Origin of the sequence: Pseudoteredinibacter isoporae (genome assembly GCF_040372805.1) — a bacterium.
Lineage (GTDB): Bacteria > Pseudomonadota > Gammaproteobacteria > Pseudomonadales > Cellvibrionaceae > Pseudoteredinibacter > Pseudoteredinibacter isoporae_A.
The window spans coordinates 811,526-831,269 of sequence record NZ_BAABWJ010000001.1 but is presented as its reverse complement, the minus strand read 5'-3'; the positions used below and the strand labels follow the sequence as shown (position 1 = coordinate 831,269).

At 50.7% G+C, this 19,744-nt stretch carries 18 protein-coding genes; 9 read left to right on the top strand and 9 right to left on the bottom strand.

Annotated elements, in window-relative coordinates; all coding sequences use genetic code 11:
* Window positions 1-75: 75 nt before the first annotated feature.
* The 6 genes from ABWW03_RS03765 to hexR form a co-directional block, all read right to left on the bottom strand.
* Entirely contained in the window at window positions 76-1,122 is a 1,047-nt protein-coding gene (locus ABWW03_RS03765) for a glutathione S-transferase family protein (RefSeq protein ID WP_353406462.1), read from the bottom strand.
* Between the two features lie 240 nt (window positions 1,123-1,362).
* The gene (locus tag ABWW03_RS03760) at window positions 1,363-1,839 is read right to left on the bottom strand and encodes a thioesterase family protein (RefSeq protein WP_353406461.1); all 477 of its coding nucleotides are present in this window, start codon (window positions 1,837-1,839) and stop codon (window positions 1,363-1,365) included.
* A gap of 26 nt (window positions 1,840-1,865) precedes the next feature.
* Window positions 1,866-3,446, bottom strand: coding sequence for a GMC family oxidoreductase (locus ABWW03_RS03755; protein WP_353406459.1), 1,581 nt, complete (start codon window positions 3,444-3,446; stop codon window positions 1,866-1,868).
* Window positions 3,447-3,450: 4 nt separating this feature from the next.
* Window positions 3,451-4,002, bottom strand: coding sequence for a gluconate 2-dehydrogenase subunit 3 family protein (locus ABWW03_RS03750; protein ID WP_353406457.1), 552 nt, complete (start codon window positions 4,000-4,002; stop codon window positions 3,451-3,453).
* Window positions 4,003-4,095: 93 nt separating this feature from the next.
* Window positions 4,096-6,534 (bottom strand): TonB-dependent receptor, encoded by a 2,439-nt coding sequence (locus ABWW03_RS03745; RefSeq protein ID WP_353406456.1) that lies wholly within the window; start codon window positions 6,532-6,534, stop codon window positions 4,096-4,098.
* A gap of 394 nt (window positions 6,535-6,928) precedes the next feature.
* Window positions 6,929-7,795, bottom strand: coding sequence for a transcriptional regulator HexR (hexR, locus tag ABWW03_RS03740; protein ID WP_353406455.1), 867 nt, complete (start codon window positions 7,793-7,795; stop codon window positions 6,929-6,931).
* A gap of 219 nt (window positions 7,796-8,014) precedes the next feature.
* Between hexR and ABWW03_RS03735 the strand changes: the two genes are divergently transcribed.
* Complete coding sequence (locus ABWW03_RS03735) at window positions 8,015-9,388, top strand: M20/M25/M40 family metallo-hydrolase (protein ID WP_353406454.1); 1,374 nt, start codon at window positions 8,015-8,017, stop codon at window positions 9,386-9,388.
* Between the two features lie 255 nt (window positions 9,389-9,643).
* Entirely contained in the window at window positions 9,644-10,090 is a 447-nt protein-coding gene (locus tag ABWW03_RS03730) for a MarR family winged helix-turn-helix transcriptional regulator (RefSeq protein WP_353406451.1), read from the top strand.
* Here ABWW03_RS03730 and ABWW03_RS03725 read toward each other — a convergent pair.
* A complete protein-coding gene (locus ABWW03_RS03725) occupies window positions 10,071-10,529 on the bottom strand; it encodes a hypothetical protein (protein ID WP_353406449.1) in 459 nt (152 codons plus the stop codon). The genes ABWW03_RS03730 and ABWW03_RS03725 overlap by 20 nt on opposite strands.
* Before the next feature lie 335 nt (window positions 10,530-10,864).
* Here ABWW03_RS03725 and ABWW03_RS03720 point away from each other — a divergent pair, with 335 nt between their 5' ends.
* The 3 genes from ABWW03_RS03720 to ABWW03_RS03710 all read left to right on the top strand — a co-directional run bounded on the left by ABWW03_RS03720 (window position 10,865) and on the right by ABWW03_RS03710 (window position 12,714).
* Complete coding sequence (locus ABWW03_RS03720; protein WP_353406447.1) at window positions 10,865-11,710, top strand: isopenicillin N synthase family dioxygenase; 846 nt, start codon at window positions 10,865-10,867, stop codon at window positions 11,708-11,710.
* Window positions 11,711-11,771: 61 nt separating this feature from the next.
* The gene (locus tag ABWW03_RS03715) at window positions 11,772-12,236 is read left to right on the top strand and encodes an RDD family protein (protein WP_353406445.1); all 465 of its coding nucleotides are present in this window, start codon (window positions 11,772-11,774) and stop codon (window positions 12,234-12,236) included.
* A 19-nt stretch (window positions 12,237-12,255) separates the two neighbouring features.
* A complete protein-coding gene (locus ABWW03_RS03710; RefSeq protein WP_353406444.1) occupies window positions 12,256-12,714 on the top strand; it encodes a methyltransferase family protein in 459 nt (152 codons plus the stop codon).
* Between the two features lie 30 nt (window positions 12,715-12,744).
* On the opposite strand, the gene ABWW03_RS03705 is transcribed toward ABWW03_RS03710, so the two are convergent.
* Window positions 12,745-13,254 carry an Lrp/AsnC family transcriptional regulator gene (locus tag ABWW03_RS03705; protein WP_353406443.1) on the bottom strand — a complete coding sequence of 170 codons (510 nt, stop codon included), beginning with the start codon at window positions 13,252-13,254 and terminating at the stop codon, window positions 12,745-12,747.
* A 207-nt stretch (window positions 13,255-13,461) separates the two neighbouring features.
* Between ABWW03_RS03705 and ABWW03_RS03700 the strand changes: the two genes are divergently transcribed.
* From ABWW03_RS03700 to ABWW03_RS03685, 4 genes are read left to right on the top strand one after another with little or no spacing between them, the layout of a single operon-like run.
* Window positions 13,462-15,516: a hydantoinase/oxoprolinase family protein gene (locus tag ABWW03_RS03700; RefSeq protein WP_353406441.1), complete on the top strand. Its 2,055-nt coding sequence runs from the start codon at window positions 13,462-13,464 to the stop codon at window positions 15,514-15,516.
* Between the two features lie 3 nt (window positions 15,517-15,519).
* The gene (locus ABWW03_RS03695) at window positions 15,520-17,196 is read left to right on the top strand and encodes a hydantoinase B/oxoprolinase family protein (RefSeq protein ID WP_353406440.1); all 1,677 of its coding nucleotides are present in this window, start codon (window positions 15,520-15,522) and stop codon (window positions 17,194-17,196) included.
* A gap of 31 nt (window positions 17,197-17,227) precedes the next feature.
* Window positions 17,228-18,409 (top strand): MFS transporter, encoded by a 1,182-nt coding sequence (locus tag ABWW03_RS03690; protein WP_353406439.1) that lies wholly within the window; start codon window positions 17,228-17,230, stop codon window positions 18,407-18,409.
* A 17-nt stretch (window positions 18,410-18,426) separates the two neighbouring features.
* A complete protein-coding gene (locus ABWW03_RS03685; protein WP_353406437.1) occupies window positions 18,427-18,933 on the top strand; it encodes a peptidylprolyl isomerase in 507 nt (168 codons plus the stop codon).
* Here the strand turns inward: ABWW03_RS03685 and ABWW03_RS03680 are convergent.
* Window positions 18,930-19,718, bottom strand: a complete 789-nt coding sequence (locus tag ABWW03_RS03680; protein WP_353406436.1) for an aspartate/glutamate racemase family protein — start codon at window positions 19,716-19,718, stop codon at window positions 18,930-18,932. The genes ABWW03_RS03685 and ABWW03_RS03680 overlap by 4 nt on opposite strands.
* Window positions 19,719-19,744 lie beyond the last annotated feature (26 nt).

Below are 19,744 nucleotides of genomic sequence, written 5' to 3'. Positions count from 1 at the left end.
GGTATGCAACCGCGCGAATAAGCGTGGTAGCTTGGATTGAGTGGCGTCGACAGCATGGATGCAGTCGACGAACACTCAGGCGGTGGGCATTAACAAAGCTTCACAACCCGTGCCTGCCATCCAGGAACTCACACGTTGTTGATCATGTGCGCTGAGCTGTCGATATTCTTCATTAATCCATTGCAGGCATTTGCCCTGATAAGGAAAGCTTCTTTGAGACCACAGCTGGCCATCAATGTCTGTTGCCCATTCCTTTTCACCTGCCATGAGAGCCTGGGCATTGGCCAACAAGGCCGGGACATAGCTTTGCCCAATCTCTTTAAGGATTTCATAGGTGGTGTTGGGCAGCGATTCCAGTTCCGTCCAAGGGTTTTTCTCAAGATCGAGACCAGCGCGATCTTCCATCGTCCCCACCCAAGCCACCGTGCGCGGAGAAACCTCATGAGCAATGGCTCGGGGTGTAGGATCGAAGCCCACAAGCTGGGTCAGTTGTCCGAAGATGGCAAAATCACCGGAACCGGGTCGATGGCCGAGCAGAAAAGGCAAAGTCTTGAAATGCGCTTCCAGCAAACTCAAAAAGCGACGATAACAACGATCGATAATTGGCGCTGTGCTGTCATTGGAACCCACATACCCCAAGCGCCCTATTTGTCGCTCACTGAAAAAGCGTTTGAAATCCAGCAGCGCAGCATCGGGCAATGTCACATCCCGACACAAAGGCAACTCGGTGCCTGCATTGTCTGCGTCTTCCGAGAAATGCCAGCGATAATGAAACATAAACTTGGTGCACCATTCATCACCAAAATCTTCAAGAAGATAATTGATAAACGCCAGAGCGGGGTCATCCGGAATGACCGAACGTTCTGTTTGCAGCTGCTCCAGTCGATGAATAATCGGTGTTGAATCACATACCGCTTCGGCTTGCCCTTTGGCATTCTCAAAAATAAAGGTTGGTAAAAATGGAATTTTCGGCTTCTCAATTCCCATCTCATCCAACACCAATGAAGGGTCGTCCCACAAAATATAGTGAGGAATGCGACGATAACGCAGCAGCGATAACATCTTGCGAGTATAGGGAGAGCCAACGGCACCAATTAAGGGAATGGGTTTCGACAGGGACATAGTTATTATTCTCAGAGTTTTTTAGCCAAGGCGATATCGACAAAGTACCTTATTGTGAATCTGAAAGCACTGTCTATTGGAATTTATGTAGGCGTTACGGCGTAAGACAGTTTGCAGCCGAGTTAGTTTGTAGTGACTAGGCTCCTGGATGGAACGGGTCGCTGCATGGATGCAGCATTCGGAACGGAAAACTGACTCGGCTGTAAACTGTCTGGGAAAAGAACTACGATTGGACGGCCTTCACTCCATCGGCCATTGGATTTGACGCAGACTCTGCCCCACCCAAGGGTCCACCTCTAGACCTTCATCCTCAAAGCGCGCCCTGCGCAGACCCGCCACACTGGCATCATTAAACGCCGTCGACTTACGACTGCGCTCATCCACATTAATCGACATACACTCATTCATGGCCACGAGTGACAAATTATCGGCCGTTAGCATCTTATGCAGATAGTGCACTTTATTGTGGTCGTAACCCAGCAACTGACTGTGGATCACAAAGGCGTCACCCAGCCGCAATTCTTTGCGATAACAAAGGCGGGATTCAATCGAAAAGATCGTGTGGCCATCGTTCAGATGACACACACCACCAATATTTAAATCACGATAAAAATTGGCCGTTGCCAGATCGAAGACCACCAGATAGTAGCCCATATTCATATGTTGATTCAGATCGATCCAGGATTCTTCAACACAAGCACTAAACGTTTCTCTCACCGCGAATTCCTACTGAACATAAAAAGTTAGCTTAACTGACTCCAATGTTTAAGCATATGCTCAGCGCCCATCAAGCTCAAGGCCGTCACCGTAAAGGTAGGGTTTACCGCACCGCTGCTGGGAAATAGACTGGGGCCAGCAACAAACACATTGGCCACATCATGTAATTGGCCATAAGGATTGCACACAGAGTTTTTGGCCGAATCCCCCATGACGGTGCCTCCCATAATATGCATACCGGCTCTTGGCCCGGTCCAGGGTTCTTTCGCCCCGGCGGCCTTAAAAATCTCCAGCCCCTCCTGCACCATATGGTCGGTTAATCTGGCGACACGAGGGTCAAGATCATGATGGGTCTTTGCGATCGGCAGGTTCGAGGAGTCCTTGGTCTGACTGAGTGTGATGCGATTCTTGGCCAGTGGAATGTCATCACAAATACCCACCATCGTACCGAAATGTTGAGTAGCCTCTTGCATAAAAGTTTTCAGTTTTTCGCCAAAAAGATCAGCTCTTGAGGTTGCAATGCCGAGTAAATCATTGGGTTTGCTGGCATTGGCAATTAACCACTGATAACTGCCATAGCGTTCATCACTTGCACGCTTATTGGCATAGGCGTCCTGACACATCAGTTGACCGCCGCTTAAGCCCATATGAGGTTGTGTCTCTTCCTGGAACAGGCCCCAAATGGTATGGGCGGGATGGGTCATCAAATAACGGCCCAACAAGTCGTGATTATTGCCGAGGCCTCTGGGGTGTTTTTCGTGTTCAGACAGCCACAGCAGGCGCGCGGTTTGAACGGTAAACGCTGCGAGTACCACGACCTTGGCTTTTTGAACAAAAACCTCTCCGGCAGCGTTTTGATATTCTACTCCGATCGCTTTATCGCCCTGTGGGTTTAACAACAGGCGTCGGACCGTGCATTCATGAAACAACGTAGCGCCGTGTTGCTTGGCCTCGGCGAGACTGGTGACCAAGGGATTGGCCAGTGCGCCGTTCGGGCAACCGGCGTCACACCAGCCATCAAAAATACAGGATTGGCGCTCACCCCTGGGAAGGGAATTGACGGCGTAAGGTATTGGAGCCGTGTGCATGCCTTTGGCTTGGAAGCCCTTGGCAATAACACGACCTTGAGAAAAAATCGGTAAGGGTGGCATAGGGTACGCATCCCCTTTGGGGCGCCAGCGTTCGGCGTTCGCGTCTCCACTCAAGCCAATGTGAGCTTGAACCCGATCGTAAAAAGGCTGTAGATCGGCGTAATTTATTGGCCAGTCCAAGCCCGTGCCGTATTCGCTTTGGGTGTTAAAATCGTTCGCGTGTAAACGCGGCCAAACACCATAGTGATGGATGGCGCTGCCGCCGGTACCAAAGCCTGAATTAAAATTATGCCCTATTTTATGATTGCCACTTTCCTCTACGGGGCTGCCCGCCCACTTTAATTGACGAGCCCAAATCTGTGAGCTTTGCAAATCCGCTAATGTTCTTTCCGGACCTGCTTCGAGAATCATCACTTGCTTGCCCGCTTTCGCGGTAACGGCGGCGTAAAGACTGCCAGCGGCACCAGAACCAACTACTAACACATCGACTTCGTCACGTTGAATCACTGTACTCACGACATCACCAGGAAGTTTTGGGTTTGATATGGGCCATATAAGGCACGGAAAGCTCAGCGAAACCTTGCTCAGTGCCGTAGGTGACATCAACAGCGTCAGCGCGCAGAACGAAATAGAAAAAAGAGGCTGGCGGTCCCTGCCAGCCATCGAGAGCATCACTTGCCATCTTCCCAATAAACTCTGAACGTTCTTTTTTATTCAGCTCAGCAAGCGCCTTGTTGAAATGTGTCTGAGCGGATTTTTGCGCGGCCTTTAATCCTGCCAGATAAAATGACTTGAACGGTGGGGCTACGCCCAAATAACGAATCATCAGCAGGCAGTCGTGATCGCCATCGCGTTGCAATTGCTGATCAAGAAAATGAACCACACCCTGCTGAGCAGCACCGGGCACCAGCCCATCCGCCAAATGCGCCAGATCATGGGCCTGGTCTTTATCAAAATGATGGTAAGGCAGTTTCAAGCTTGCAGCTTGGGCACAACTTAATTCCAGTAAACTGCCGGCGACATTAACACTGACAACCAACGCACTGGCTTGTAAAAACTGACGGCGTTTCATCACGTTATCTCCAACGAAACAAGGTTGGAAGAATGCGGCGCTTGTTCGCGCCGCGGCTTGCATTTTATAGCAGTGTAATCAGATTCACTGATTTTAAAAGCGATACTTAATGTTCACACCCGTCCAGCGCGGATCACGATAGGACACCTCATTACAACCACAGAGTGTGGCCAAATCGAAGCCTTGTACGCCAGCACGCTCGTCGGTAACGTTGCGTACAATCAGTGACGCTTCCCAGCTGTCATCACTGCTGGCCCAGCCCAGGCGTGCATTGGTCATGACATAGCTGTCAAATTTATCGGCGTCAAAGTTACGCAGATTGTAATAAAATTCATCGGAATAACTGACGTCGGCCGCGACATGCATCATGCCACCAAACGCTTCCCACTCATAACGAACCAGAGCGGTTGCCTGAACTTCCGGTGCGTAAGTAGGGCGTACATCGCGAGGCGGCAAAGGTGAGCCAGAGCGCAACAAAATATCTTTTACGGTGGCGTCCAAATAGGATGCACTGAGCAGAATATCCCAGCCATCGGCAGGGCTCGTGATTAACTCAAGCTCCACCCCTTTGTTGACGGCATCGGCATTTATCACAACACCGCCCACACCCACAAACAGGAAGGCCTGGTAATCGCTGTAATCGTAATAATAGGCAGAACCGTTCAGGCGCGTGCTGCCGTCACCCAAAGTGGCCTTAAAGCCGGCTTCGTACGCAAGTAGAATTTCTTCATCATAAGGCAAAGCGGCTTCGCCCCCGGAACCGAGATAAGCTCCCAGCAATGGCGCATTAAAGCTGCCGGCTTTTACACCGCGATTTATGCCCGCGTATAACAGCAAGTCATCATTCGGGCGATAATCCAACTGTACCTTGCCTGTCCATAAAGTATCCGAGCTTTCCAGTTGATGATTGAATGGTGAACCCGCACCAAAAGCGTTTGGAATCGGTGAACCTTGATTGACCGTGTCATTGCCTTGGGAGATATACACACCGACTTCGATATCAAAATCTTTTTTCTCTTCCATCACACGCAGACCAGCCGTTAATGCCAGTTGGTCGGTAATGTCGTATTCGATTTGACCAAAGACGCTGTAAGAATTGGTTTCCAGATTGGCCTGCACGCCAATATCCACAGGTGGGAAGAGCGCATCAACAATGCTGTTGACAGGTGCTTTCAAGCCATTGTCAGAATGATTGTCGATATTCAGATAATACAAACCCGCAACCCAGCGACTCGATTCTGTTTCGCCATTAAAACGAATTTCCTGGGAAAAACTGTTGGCATCCACACCGGCATAGTTGGCGAGCTGATTAATCGGTGCGGCATCCACATCAATAAAGAGCAGTTTTTCATAATCTTTGTAATCGGTAATGGCCGTCATGGTGACACTGTCACTGAGTTCTTTCGACAGATTGACGTTCAAGCCCCAGGTATCAGTCGAGCCTTGATCTTCAAACGCAAAGTCGCCCGAGAAGGTAAAATCATCGCCATCCGGATCGACATAACCAAAGAAGTCGCCGCCAGGAACCGGGCGGCCGCTTAAGCCAATACCACCCCCAGGAATAAATTGATCACCGTCGATCACATCGCCACCACCATCGCCGTCACCTTGGATGCTCAAGCGGGTTTCGCCAGCAGGGGTATCGATCACATTAATCAATTCCCCGTTCGCATCCACAATCGCAATGGTGGATTTGGATTGATAAGGGCCGGTACTGGCCTCTGAGCTGGCATAGTTTGCAGAAAACTGAAGGGTTGTGGTGTCGTTGGCTTCGTAGCTCAAATTCAAACGTCCGGCGGTGGTGTCATCGCCACCCAGATCGGCGCCTGAACCGGTTCCGGGTGCACCACCGCCGGGTAAATTGCTGTTGGCCCCAAAGGGATACACATTTTTCAGATGGCCATCTTGCTGGTTGGTTTTAAACGCGACACGTGCGCCGAGCTTGTCGGTCAGTGGGCCGCCCACAGCGCCTTCCAACGTCCACTTGTTGGCATCGGCTGGAGTATCAAAGCGGCCAAAGGTCAGATCCAGATAACCTTCCACTTCCTCCATATTCGGTTTCCGGGATATATAGTGTACGAGGCCGCCAGTGGCATTTCGTCCAAACAATGTGCCTTGAGGGCCTTTCAAAATTTCCACGCGATCAACGTCGAAGACAGCAAAGGTCTGCGCTTGGGCAATGGCTAGATAACCTTCGTCGAGATACACCGCATTGGGCGCCTCGACGATATCGTTGAAGTCATTTTGTGTGACACCACGAATGGTGAACTGAGTGTTTTGTCCGGCCAGGTTCCCCGAGATATGCACACCGGGGCTGAAGGTGGCGATGTCGTGGCTTTGAGTAACGCCCAGCGCCGACATCTGGTCTCCGCTGAAGGCGGTAACGGCGATGCCGACATCCTGCAGACTTTGCTCACGCTTTTGTGCGGTTACGGTTACTTCTTCCAGAACAGAGGCATGGCTAGAGTAGGAAATCAGGGCGGTGCTTAAAAATGCGATGGTTGAGCTTAGAACGTTCTTCTTGAAAGTCATCGTGCTGTCCTATTTTTTATTATCTTGGGTTTTTATTATGTTTGGGCATTAACGCTGTGGATTATTCATGAGAATGGGAATAAAAATTACAGGTTAATTTAAGCGTTACAATAATAATTTAAACATAAGTGTTTTATATGTAAATAACTATTTGACGGCAATCGCGTATTTGAGAGCAATTAGGCGGATCGCTGCATATACATGAAATTTCATGCTTTTTGTCGCAAGATGGCGTCTTTCTTGAGTCAAGCAGGCGGAATCAGCCGACACCGAATCGCTTGCAAGGCCTTGGTATTCGCAGGGTTACTGGGGAAAACGATGGGCTGAAAAGTAAGGCCGTAGACTGTCTGGGGCCCGTCGAGTGGACCTCAGACAGCATTCCGATGGGGGGCGCTTATTTAGAGCGATCTTCAGGCTGAATACGCAATGAGCGCAGGCCTTGTTTCAACTTAAACAGATGATCATGCAACTCAGGTCCTTTGCGCTGGGCAACACCAATGGCCAATACATCGATAATGACCAAGTGGGCGATGCGTGAGGACAGCGGTGTGTAGATTTCAATATCTTCTTCTACGTCCACTTCGATTGGGATGCTGGCGTTTTTGATGACGGGGGTGCCGCTTGGGGCCAGGCCAATCACAATACCGCCCATGGCTTTTACCATTTCCATGGAGTGCAGCAGTGCTTTGGTTCGGCCACTTTGGGAAATTGCAACCACCACATCACCGGGCTGCATGCTCATGGCGGACATATTCTGAATGTGGTGATCCGAGTGGGCGGCCGTTGCTAACTGCAAACGGAAGAATTTATGTTGCGCATCCGCAGCGACGGCACCGGAGGCCCCAAAGCCGTAAAACTCCACTCGGTTCGCAACACAGAGCGCGGTTACTGCCTGGTCGAGGATTTCCGGATTCAATCGATCTCGCACTTGTAGCAGAGTATCCACCGTGGAATCGAAGACCTTCTGGGTAAACTCTTCTACCGCATCGGTCTCGGTTACGGCGATTTGACCAAAGCTGGGGCTGGAGGCCAGTTGCTGCGCCAGCTGTAATTTGAATTCTTGAAAGCCATCACAATCGACCGCGCGGCAAAAGCGCACTACGGTGGGTTCACTCACCTCGGACTTCGCCGCCAGATCAACAATGCGCATATGGATAATGTCACTGGGGTGGCTCAGCACATACTCGGCAACCTTGCGCTCGGATTTGCGCATATCGTCCAATGATTCGGAGATTCGTTGTGTTAATTCGGCGGGTTTCACGGTGATTTCAGCTCCATACTACTGACAATCTTTTGCTGTAATCGGGTTTAATATCGTTTTGATTACGTTGCTTGGTTACGTTTTGGAAAATAGTAGCCAAGATATGTAGTAAATACAGCAAAAACATGTAAATTTTCTACATAAGCTGACAAAGTTCAGCTCAGCTGCTTGAAATATAAACAAATCCAACCATCTGGTGATCGAGTGATGCGAACCTTTATGCAAAAAGCCGTGCTTGGCATGGCTTCCCTGTTAACACCGCTGAGTCTTATGGCGGCAGAATTTAGTACTGAAAACCTTGAGCAGGCAAAAGCCCTGGCCGAAAAAGCCGGCAAATCGGAACTGGCTTACGAACTGGACGAAAGCCTGAGCACAGAAGTGGGCCCTCGCCGCGTGGGAACACCGGGTGACAAAGCGGGCATCGAATGGGCGGTCGCAAAAATGAAAGCCCTGGGTTTCGATCGCGTTTGGACCGAAACCGTCACGACGCCAGGTTGGGAGCGTGGAGAAATCCATGTGGAGGCCGTTGCGCCTTTCCCTCAGCGCATGGTGGCCATCGCTTTGGGTGGCAGTGTGCCGACTCCGGCAGATGGCATTCAGGCTGATGTTGTGGCCTTTGATAATCTGGATGCCCTGAAAGCCGCAGAAGCTGGCAGCCTGAAAGGCAAGATTGCCTATATCGGTTATCAAATGAAGCCTTCGATTGATGGGGCGGATTACGGTGTGGCCGGCAAGCAGCGCTATCTGGGTTCTGAAGTGGCGGCCAGTAAAGGGGCGTCGGCGGTACTGATTCGTTCTGTAGGCACAGACAATGATCGCATTGGCCATACGGGTGCTCAAGGCGACAAGTCCACCATCCCGGCTGCGGCTCTCTCCATTCCCGATGCTGATTTGCTGGAAAGCATGTTGAAGCGCGCTGATAAAGTGACTCTGAAAGTGACCATCAGCTCACGCAAAACCGCCGACGTAAAAACGGCCAATGTGATCGGTGAAGTCACCGGTACTGAGCGTCCAGAAGACTTTGTGGTTCTGGGCTCCCACTTGGACAGCTGGGATGTAGGTACGGGTGCCGTTGATGATGGCATGGGTGTTGCCATCACTATGGCGGCGGCCAAGCACATTATCGACAGCGGTAAAAAGCCCAAGCGTTCCATCCGTGTGATTCTTTTCGGCGCCGAAGAGATTGGCCTGTACGGTGTTAAGCAGTACTACGAGAAGCACAAAGACAAGCTGGGCAATCACATCATTGGTGCCGAGTGGGATTCCGGTACCCGTATGATCCACCAATTGCGTCCGGGTGTGGGTGAAGAGTCTTTGGCGGCCATCAAGCAAATGGCGGAACTGCTGAAACCTTATGGCGTTGCGTTGCACCCTTCCAACAGTGCCAAGGGCCAGTCGGATATTTCAGTACTGGGTAAAGCGGGTATGCCGGCGATCAATTTCGATTCGGATCTGACCGACTACTTTGATTACCACCACACCGAAAACGACACCATGGCCAATGTGCCCCCGGAAACCATGCGTCAAGCTTCGGCGGTTTATACGGCATTTGCCTGGTTAACGGCGAACAGCCTGATTGATTTTCGAAAGTAAGTGAATGGGCCCTCATCTTAAGTTTTCACAGCTTGGATGGGGGCGCATAATTGCCCGCCTTACAGTGCCAGTTTTGCTCCTCACTCTGTCAAACGTTTAAGCAAATGTCCGTATCTTGCGAGCGCCATTCTTCCTGTAAGACCTTGAATACGATGAGCCATTATCGTGAGTTGTTAGTTGATAAACATCATATATAGTAGCCTATTGCGAATCGTTTGATGCACAGCTGAAGGCTTATCGAAATAGGAGATATACGTGTCCAGAAAACGCACCGTTCATGAAGTGGCCTTTCGCCTAAGCCACGATATGGCCTTGCAAATCACCCCCCGGATGGGCGAGCTTGGCTCAGGCTTGGCCTCACAACAATTACGGACCCTACGCCTTATTTGGTCCGGTGATCATGCCACGCTGGTCGATGTCGCCAAGACATTGAAGCGCGACAAGGCGCAGGTGACCCGTCTGATCGATGAGCTGTGCAAGGCCGGTCTGGTTGAGCGAAAGCCCAACCCGAATGATGGCCGATCCAAAATTCTGGCGTTGACCCCGAAAGCCTATACCTTTTTCGAGCGTGTGGAGACCATAGAAGATGAGTTCGCCAATGAGCTTATTGATGGGATTGACCCAAAAGACCTCGACACTTTTTTCAAGGTTTCTGATCAGCTGTCACGCAATCTAAGAGAAATCAGTGCTGATAAGGACTAGCCACCTTGGCTCCCTGCGCGCGAAGAAGGTAAATGGCGACTTGGGAGATTGCGAACAGGCCAAAAGTTAAAATCAAACCACGGATCATCACCGGTTCGTAGCCCTCACCAATCAAAGAAATCACCCTGGCCGAGCCATTAAACAGGAAATAGAGAGAGGCTGGGAGCACAAAGCGCCAGTCACGTCGAATAAGGCCAAATAGCGCGGTTAAGGCCAATGCCAAGGTGGGTGCACCAAGCGTGCGGACATTGGTGATTCCATAATTCGTCTGAGCGCTGAACCCGGAGGCTTCGCTCACAAGGTGCGGATTAAAGATGCTCATGATCGCGGCGGTTCCAAGCACCAGAATGCAGAGCGCGGTAATTGCCTGGGCGATACGGATCAGAGTATTGCCTTCTACGGTTTTTCCGGGCGCTTGCTGAGTGGAGGAGTTTTTCATGGTTACGGTCCTTTTTACTTGCTTAAGGGTTGTTGAAATATAGTTGATGTTTGACAACTAAATATCATTGGTTGTTAATTGTCAACTATAATCGGCGCTATTCCGGCGGTTTACCCTGAGTTTGAGCTTGGAAAAGGCGTTGTTTGGCTGAATTAATGAGGGGTTGTAAGGCCGGGGTCAGGGCCTTTGCGGGATGGACCACGTCAATTCGGCTCCTCGAATATCACTCAAAGCTAATAAAACCCAGCCATGATCTGGATTGGGTATTTCCCAGACAATAGTGCGATAATGCCGCCGACTATGGGGTCAGCCCCATCGCTTTATTGGAGAGAAATATGACTACCCGTATCGAGGCCGTCGATTACCAGGCCCCAGATGCCCAAGCCCGTTTTGTGCAATCCCTGAGAGACACCGGATTTGGTGTTCTCAAAAACCATCCGATCTCGAAAGATCTGGTGAGCTCAATTTATGCCAACTGGAAGCAGTTCTTCGACAGCGAAGAAAAAGACCAGTACGAATTCAATGTGGATACCCAGGACGGCTTCTTCCCGAAATCGGTTTCCGAGGTTGCCAAGGGCCACGAAGTGAAAGACATCAAAGAGTACTTTCACTACTACACCTGGGGTCAGTGCCCACCAGAATTGAAAGATGAAATTCACAACTACTATGAGCAGGCGAATGGCCTGGCCCGAGAATTACTGACCTGGGTAGAAGGTCATAGCCCTGAAGATGTGGCCAGTCATTACAGCGAGCCTTTGACGACTATGATTGAAGGCAGCGAAAAAACCCTTCTGCGTGTATTGCACTACCCGGAATTTAAAGGCGATGAAGAACCCGGTGCCATTCGCGCCGCGGCCCATGAAGACATCAACCTGCTGACCATTTTGCCGGCCGCCAATGAGCCTGGACTGCAAGTAAAAACCAAAGAAGGCGACTGGCTGGATATCCCCTGCGAATTTGGCAATCTGATCATCAATATCGGTGATATGTTGCAAGAGGCTTCCGGGCACTACTTCCCATCGACCACTCACCGAGTGATTAACCCCGAAGGTAGCGACAGTCGCCGCGCGCGCATCTCCCTGCCTTTATTCCTGCATCCACGCCCGAATGTAAAGTTGTCGGATCGCTACACTGCCAAAGAGTATCTGCAGGAACGCCTGCGTGAGCTGGGTGTAATGTAAACCTCGTCTAAGTGGGCTACACTGCCGAAAAATTCGGTTTCTGAAATAGGAAGGTAAGACTATGGAAGCCCCCAAATATGCCGGCTTTTGGATTCGCCTGGTAGCCCACATTATCGATGGTTTTGTTTTTTCCCTGCTGATCGTACCCCTGGCCTTATGGATGGTGGATTTCGATCTCGCCCGCTACAGTGAAAATAGCGCGGGTGCCAGCATCGTACAAAATATTTTGCCTATGCTGGCGGTGTGGCTGTTCTGGTATTACAAATCGGCAACGCCAGGCAAGATGGTGTTTCGAATTAAAATTGTCGATGCCGAAACCCTTGGGCGTTTAAGTATTGGTCAAACCATTGGTCGTTACTTTGCTTACATCGTATCCATCTTGCCTCTCTTGCTGGGATTGATCTGGGTGGCTTTCGATAAACGCAAGCAAGGTTGGCACGATAAGCTGGCCGGAACGCTGGTGATTATTGACGAGCCCAAGGCGTCGGTACCTGCCCAGGAAACCGCAGCCAATCAGAATACTTAAGCCCGCTCAGGAAAATAAAATGCGTTTGGAATTAAAAATACCGCCATTGTTATTGATGTTTGTATTTATTGGTCTGGTGTTTTTACTTCACCAAGTGTTGCCGATGTTATCGCTCAACTTTGGGGCTCAATCGGCATTGGCGGCTTTGATGTGTTTTGCGGCGGCGGGCATTTGTGCGGTTGCCGTGTTGCAGTGTCATTTTGCGGGCACCACGGTTGACCCGCGCAATCCCAGAGCGAGCAGCGAATTAATTACCTCGGGTGTGTTTCGTTTCAGCCGCAATCCCATGTATCTGGGCTTTGCGATGTTTATTGCCGCTGCCATTTTGCTTAGCGGAAACTTGTTATCTATTGCGGCGTTGCCAGTGTTCGTTTGGTATCTGAACAAATACCAAATTGTGCCTGAAGAAAAACAGCTGCAGAAAAAGTTTTCTGACGCCTACAGTGATTACCAGCGAAAGGTTCGTCGCTGGGTTTAGGGGGCTGCTGGGTATAGAGTTGAGAAAACCTTACTCTTCTTCATCTCCGCCATCACGCCAACGCAGATCATCCAGTGGATAACCCCCCATCCATTTGGGGGTGTCCATGACAATGCGGGTATCGATCCGCTGAATGCCCAAATCCTGCCCGAGCAATTCATCACACAACTCATTCAATTCTGCGACCGATGAGCACACACTGAATGCCATATAGTCGGAACCGCCCGACATGCGCATGCAATCCACGATATTACCGTGCTCTCTAACGGCCTTCTCAAATCGCCTTAAGGTGGGTTGCTCATGATGACTCATGGTGATGTCGAGATAGGCTGTGACGTTTTCACAGATCTTATTGAGATTCACCACAGTGAGGTAGCTGTGAATATAACCCGCCTCTTCCAGAGCCTTGGTACGCTGTAAGCAGGCACTGGGCGACAAGCCGACATCATTGGCCAAATCGATATTACTGATGCGCGCGTTATTTTGTAAAAAGGTCAAAATTCGACGATTCAATCGATCGAGCTTGATACTACGTTTCATGGCTCCGCTCCCGTAAGTGCCCGCTTAGCCTAACTGTCCTTTGTGGCGGGGGTCAACCATTGCCACTTTGCCGTACAGGCTTGCGCAGACGCAGCCGATAAAAAATATCCTTCTGCCCACCGGCACGCGAACGAAATCATATGCAGCCGCATCTTGGTACCGTAGAGAAACATAACGACTACCCAATGTTGAGTGAGAAGATAAGCAATGAATCTGCGAGTGGCGACTGATGTCGGGGGCACTTTCACCGATCTGGTGTATATCCAGGACGGCGAAATTAAGGCCGTCAAAAGTGATACGGTTTACCCCAACTTTGACCAGGGGGTAATCAATGCAACCGCCAAAGCTCAATTGAGTTTGAGCGATGTGAGCTTCTTTGCCCATGGTACGACGGTTGTCATCAATGCATTGACCGAACGAAAAGGCGTCAAAACGGCCTTGATCACGACCGCAGGCTTCCGCGATGTTCTGGAAATCGCTCGGGGAAACACACCGGACATTTTCAACAACTATTACCGCAAACCTGAGCCCTTTGTGCCGCGGTATCTACGCCGGGAGGTTCGAGAGCGCTTGGATCACGGCGGGCACGTTATTGAGGCGCCTCAACTGGAAGCGCTGGATGCGATCATCAGTGATTTCCAAAACGAGGGCGTTGAGGCTATTGCCCTGTGTTTTCTGCACGCCTATCTGAATCCCGCGCACGAACAACTTGCCGCAGACTATATTCGCGCGCGTTGGTCCTCTGTGCACATCATTTGCTCCCACGAGATTTGTGCGGAATGGCGGGAGTATGAAAGAAGCAGCACCACGGTACTTTCCGCATACGTTTTGCCACCGGCGCAGAATTACCTCAATACCTTAAAGGATCAATTGAGTCGCCGAGGTTTGCTCAACGACCCGTTCATTATGCAATCCAATGGTGGAATAGCGACCTTGCAGGCGGCGAAAGCCAATCCTATCAGCCTCGTAGAGTCCGGCCCCGTTGGCGGTATGCTGGGTGCGGTGGCTTATGGTCGTTTGATTGATGAAAGCAATATTATGGCACTGGATATCGGTGGCACGACGGCAAAGTGTTCATTGGTGCATCAGGGCCGCACGCGAGTGACGACGGAATACATCATTGAAAAAACCGCCACCACGGCGGGTTATCCAATTAAAACGCCCGTGATCGATATTGTTGAGATCGGCAATGGCGGAGGCAGTATTGCGCATCTGGATGCCGCAGGTTCCCTGAGAGTCGGCCCTAAAAGTGCAGGCTCCACACCCGGGCCGGTGGCGTATGGCCGTGGTGGCGAACAAGCCACCACCACGGATGCCAATTTAATGACTGGAAAAATCAACCCCGATAATTTTGCTGGCGGTGACATCGAGCCAGATATGGCCGCTGTACACAGCGCTTTCGATACTTTGGCGAAACCACTGGCTGTTGAAGCGATCGACGTGGCGCATGGCGTTATTCGAATTGCCAATGCCAATATGGTTAATGCCCTCAAGTTGATTTCTGTGAATCGTGGTCACGACCCCAGAGATTTTGCCTTAATGGCTTTTGGCGGTGGGGGGGCCATGCATGCCTGTGCGCTGGCCCGTGAGTTAAATGCCCGCAAAGTCATTATCCCTCCATTGGCGGGTGTGTTCTCGGCCTTCGGTATGTTGATGATTGACTTGCGTCGCGACTATGTGCGGACTCACCGTTTGGATCTGAACGAAGCCGGTATCACTGAAATTCGAAATGGGTTTGCTGAGCAGTTGAAGCAAGCGGAAACGGATTATGGCCACGACGGATTCGGTTCAGAGCAATTGCTGCATGAACTGCACCTTGATGCTCGTTATCAGGGCCAGGAGCATACCGTGAAAGTCAGGGTGGCGGATTTGGATGCAGACGGTCCGGCATTTATTGATGCTTTATCAGCCGCATTCCATAAACGTCATGAACAGGAATACAGCTTTCAATTGGCAGACTCCCCCATTGAAGTGGTGAACTTTCATTTAGTGTCTTATGCCCTGCTTGATAAAGCGGAATTAAAAGCCCAGGAAAAAACAGGCAGCGATGCCTCCTCGGCGGTATTGGAAACGCGGTCGGTCGATTACGACGATTTGGGGGTGCACGAAGCCTCGGTGTATCAACGTGAAAAACTGCGGCATGGCATGAGCTTACTAGGGCCAGCGATTATCGAAGAAGACACCACCACCACCGTTGTTGAGCCTAATACGCATGTAGAAGTGGATGGCTTTGGTGGTTTACATATTTATCTGGAGGCCTAGGGTATGCAAAAAACCATGGATATTTTTACCATTGAAGTGATTAAAAATTCACTGGTGGCCATCGGGGAAGAGATGTTTCTGGCCCTTAAACGCAGCAGTAAAAGCCCGATTATTTATGAGTCTCTGGATTATGGTATTGGCATTACCGATGCCAAGGGGCGTTTGATTGCCCAAGGCAATGGCATTCCCGGTTTTATTGGAACACTGGACGGTGGTGTGCAAACTTTGCTGAAAAAATTCAGCGCCGAAGCTATTTTCCCGGGGGACGTCTATATCTTGAATGATCCCTATGCGGGAGGCGGCACACACCTTTCGGATGTGTGTATGATTCGCCCGGTGTTTTTCAGTGATGAGCTGGTTGCGTGGACGGCGAACAAAGCTCACTGGACAGAAATCGGTGGTAAGGACCCAGGCAGCTACAGCGCCGATGCGAGTGAGGTCTATCAGGAAGGTTTACAGTTTCCAGGCATCAAAGTCTTTGAGCGGGGCAAAGCCAATCAGGCATTGCTGGATTTAATTGCCGCGAACGTTCGTCTGCCCGACATGACGCTTGGGGATCTGCACGCCTGTGCGGCGTCCTTGCAAGTGGGTGAGCAGCGTTTTTTGTCGGTAATGGAAAAGTACGGCCGCGACATCACTCTTCAAGCCATTGACAGCTTACTTGATCATGGTGACACCATGGTACGTGAACGTTTCAAAGATTTACCGAAGGGTTGTTGGTCTGCTGAAGACGTGATTGACGAAGACGGTGTGGGCCATGGCCCCTTTACGGTAAAAGTCAGTGTCAGCATCAGCGATGATGAATTCCTGTTGGATTACACGGGTACCGATGCGCAGGCACCGGGTCCGATTAATTGTTCAATGGGGGTGTTGGTCTCTGCCGCTCGTGAGGTGTTTATGGGCGTAGTGCAACCCGATGCACCCGCCACTGAAGGTTGCTTTCGCCGCCTGAAAGTTATCTGCCCGGAAGGTACGCTGTTAACGGCTCAACGCCCGGCACCGGTATCGTCCTATTTCGAGGCGATGGTTTGTGCGGCGGATGTCGCGCGCCGAGCGCTGGCCGAAGTGTTACCCGGTGTTGTGACCGCCGGACAATTCGGTTCGGTGTGTACAATGAATCTGTCGGGTCGCTTACCGGACAGAGATGAAAACTATTTGTTAGTCGAGCCTTTAGTTGGCGGTTGGGGCGCCGGTGTGGATAAACACGGTGAGTCGGGTCAGTTTTGTGTCGGCAATGGTGAGACCAGCAATATTCCGATCGAAATTTTGGAGGCGCGTTACGGCATCCGCGTTGAGCGTTACAGCTTTGATACTGATTCCGGTGCCGGTGCGGGTGAATATCGAGGTGGCTTAGGAGTGATCCATGAGTACCGTGTGTTATCGGCACCCGCGGATATTTCCAGTTTTTTTGGTCGCGCGAAAACCCCACCTTGGGGCATTGATGGCGGCCACGAAGGCAGTTGCAATCGAATCGAAGTATTCGACAAAGAGGGAAACCTCAAAGGCCGCTTTGCGCGAACCAGTCGCTTTTCATTGTCGGAAGGTGATTTAATTCGTTTGACCACCGGTACCGGAGGCGGTTGGGGTCACCCTGATCAGCGCTGTCGGGAATCGTTAATGAACGATATCAAAAACGGCTATATCAGTCGCACACGAGCTGAAGAGATTTACGGCCTGTAAAACCGGTATCAGCAGACAGCAAGGACATAGTATGAATCCAACTCGCGCCGGAAGAGAAGCCATCCACCCGGGTGTTGCCGGTACAATTTGTGCTCTGGTGGGCTACTCGGTGATTTTTCTGCTTCCTTCTTTTGTTGAAGCGGCGGCGCAACATTATGCCTTGAATGATCAACAACTCGGTTGGTTGGGTGCAGCCGATACAGCCGGTCTCGCCCTGTCCACGACGGTGATGGCCATCAGTTTGCAGCGGTTTAAATTGCCCCAGCTGTTAATGGCAGGAGTCGTGATCGCGGTTTCGGCGAATGTTTACAGTCTGCTCGCTGGTAACCTGGGTCATTTATTGGGGTCTCGTTTTTTTGCGGGCCTCGGTGAAGGCTTATTAGTCGTGGTTGGTATGTCAACCCTTGCGCAAACGCGGGATACCAATCGCTGGTTCGCAATCTATACCGCAGCGGCCGTGGTACTGCAGGCCATCGGTTTATTTGTTTTGCCCCGAATCATTGAGCTATGGGGATTCGACGGCGTCATTGTCTGCTTTTTAATACTGTTGCTGAGCCCTTTGCTTTTCCGGGCTGACATTGTGCCCTTGGTTTCAAACGAGCAGCCCGTTTCGGTACCGCACACAGTATCGCGTTTTTCAAGCCTTCCACTCTATAGCGCTTTGCTCGCCGTTCTGGGTTTTTACATCAGCATTGGTACGTTCTGGACCTACGCGGCCACTTTGGGCACTGCACAGGGTTTCAGTTTTGATTCGGTATCCGAAGCCTTGAGCTTGTCCATGATAGGCGGCTTTGCGGGTGCGTTGCTGTTGATGTTTTTGGGTACGGCTGCGAAGAATTACCGAATTTACCTGATCTCTGCGTTGGTAATGGTGGCAAGTCTTTTGGCATTGCGAAGTGGTTTTACGCAGTTCTTGTATCTCGGTGCCTTGATAGCCTACAGCGTGGTATGGAGTGTCATTGCCTCCAAGCTGTACGCCGACGTCGCTGAGGGCGATGGCAGTGGCCGCTTTATTACAGCCTGCCAACCGTTAATCAATATCGGCTTTGCCTTGGGCCCTCTATTGGCTTCGCAGTGGGTATTGGTCCACGGGAATCAGGTGGTGATTTATGTTGCGGTGATGGCATTGCTTGTTTCCATGGTATGCATCTACCCCCTGGTCCATTTTCTTGGAAAAAGGCGCCGTACAGAAGCCCTCGAGGTTACCCATTGAACAGCTGCAAGATTGTTATGCACACAAGTTTAGGCTCGATGATCTTCGAACTTTATCCCGATTGCGCTCCGAATACGGTCGCCAATTTTTTACGCTATGTGGCATCACAACGTTTTGATGGCAGTGACTTCTTTCGGATTGTGACTGAGGACCATGAGCAAGCGGGAGATCCGGTGAAAATTGAAGCCATTCAAGGTGGTTTGAATATTGATCATCCCGATTTACTTAATGGGATCGAACACGAATCCACAAGCGCCAGCGGTTTACATCATCAACGTGGCAGCTTGTCCATGGCCCGTTATGAAGTGGGTAGCGCCAATGGCAGTTTTTTTATTTGTTTCCGGGATGAGCCCGCTTTGGATTTTGCGGGCGCTCGTCAGGCGGACGGTCAAGGTTTTGCCGTCTTTGGCCAACTGATAGAAGGTTTCTCTGTGTTGGATGCAATGTACAAGCGTGCGGAAGCGCGTGAGTATTTGCAATCACCGATTGCGATTGAACAGGTCAAAAGCTTAGACCGTCCCTAAACTCGCACAATTTTTCCTATCGCTTTTTCAGCATCATTAAAATACGACAACGCGCGAGGATCGCACCAAGGTGTTTCCAGGCTGCCTTGACTGCTGGTATGCCAGCCAAAGTGTTGTTGATTCTGAGCTGCGTGTTTTGCCTGGCTCAAGGCGGCGAGTGCAGGGTCGATTACGGGCACAGATACGCGATTCTGTAGATGTCGGTATATTCCCAGATTTGCTGAACAGCCCAATATGATCGCTTCGGCCTGATCTTCTTGAATGGCTTTTTGTGCCAGGTTTAAAAATGGCTCCAGATCGTCCTCAGTTTGCTTGAGATACTCACTCACCTGGCATTGGCTCTCGGGCAGTGAGCTGATAAAGTCATGATATCCATAACGATGCAGATTTTCACGGATGCGTTGCTGCCATTTGTTTCGACCAATGATAATCGAAGCTCGATTGGCCAGTAGGCTGGTGGTTTGTAGTGAGCTTTGGCAAGGAGCGGTCACGATCATGCGCTCACAAATTTCACGAGCTTCATGAAGGCATAAATCGTAAAAGCATCCAATGACAGCGGCATCATAGCCGGCTTTTTCAGCCCAGTAGATAGCTTTCATCAAATCGCCACTGACCAGGGCTTCGTAGCTGTGGTATTCCAAATTGTCCCAGGGTAAACCTGGTCTCAGTGACAGCACATCGATTTGAGTGTCGTCGTCTTTTAAGCATTGAAAGTGATGACTCAGTGCCGGTAAAAAGTCGGGGCTGCTAACCGGATCGATGTAACAGAGTTTGGTGCTGGCCATGGTGTCGCTCTCCAAGACAAAAAAAG